This is a genomic window from Curtobacterium pusillum (assembly GCF_013359865.1).
Taxonomy (GTDB): domain Bacteria; phylum Actinomycetota; class Actinomycetes; order Actinomycetales; family Microbacteriaceae; genus Curtobacterium; species Curtobacterium pusillum.
Genome location: NZ_JABMCE010000016.1, coordinates 1 through 1,047, shown reverse-complemented (window position 1 = coordinate 1,047; position 1,047 = coordinate 1). Strand labels below are relative to the sequence as shown.

General features: G+C 68.8%; 1 protein-coding gene and 1 pseudogene. Both read right to left on the bottom strand.

All coding sequences use genetic code 11. From position 1 onward, the window contains the following. Window positions 1–61: 61 nt before the first annotated feature. Window positions 62–457: an arsenate-mycothiol transferase ArsC gene (locus HP507_RS00105; RefSeq protein ID WP_175349873.1), complete on the bottom strand. Its 396-nt coding sequence runs from the start codon at window positions 455–457 to the stop codon at window positions 62–64. Window positions 458–471: 14 nt separating this feature from the next. Beyond that, a pseudogene (locus HP507_RS00100) lies at window positions 472–1,047 on the bottom strand (flavoprotein); the annotation flags it as partial.

The window sequence follows — 1,047 nt, the reverse complement described above, 5'->3', positions numbered from 1 at the left end:
TGTGAGCAGCTTCGTTCTGTGTCGTGCTTCTGGCTTCGCTTGGTGTCGGGTAGGCCGGTCGCTACGGCTGCGTGAGCTCTCGTTCGATGCGTTCCGCGACGGCGTTCCGCATTGGTCGCACGTCTGCCGGTGACCAGGAGGTGGGGTCGGGGAACGACCACTTCAGGACCGGGCCGCGTGGTTCTGCGGGAAGTTCGAGACCGGGCTTCATGAGGACGACGATGTCCGCCTGTTCGAGCAGGTCGGGCGTCACTCGCCGGGGGACGCGTCCGGTGATGTCGAGGCCGAGCTCGCCCACGGTCGCGGCGATCGAGGGGTTCACCTCGTCGGCCGGGGTGATGCCGGCGGAGGTGGCCGTGTACCGGCCGGGGGCCGCGATTTCGAGGAGGGCGGCGCCGAGTTGGGAGCGTCCGGCGTTGTGCTTACAGATGAACAGGACGGTCGGCTTCGTGGTCATGGGCGCGAGTCCGGTCAGTTGGTGCAGCACGAGGTGCTGTCAGTGGCCGGCTCCGGCAGAGTGCAGCACGCAGCCTCGTCAGCGGCAGGAGTGCCGGTGACGGCTGGGGTGGTGCAGCAGGAGCTGCCACCGATGTCGGAGGAGCAGACGCCCGTTTCGGGGAGGACGAGTTCGAGCTGTCGGGCTCCGGTGTGGTCGCCAGCGAGTTCAGCGGCGATGGAGCGGACTTGCTCGTAGCCGGTGAGGAGCAGGAAGGTGGGGGCGCGGCCGTAGGACTTCATGCCGGCGATGAAGAAGTTCGGCTCCGGATGCGCCAGCTCCGCGACACCGTGCGGCGGGACGGAGCCGCAGGAGTGCAGGTTCGGGTCGATGAGCGGCGCGAGCGCTCGGGGTGCTTCGACGATGTCGTCGAGGCCGAGGCGGATCTCGCGGAGCATGTCGAGGTCGGGCCGGAACCCGGTCGCGTTCACGATGACGTCGACGGTCACCGCGAAGGGCTCTCCGGCGCGACGGCCGGTGACGGTGACCTGGTCGCCGTCGGCGCGGACGTCGTCGATCTCGTACGAGGCGATCTGCTGCACCTGACCGGA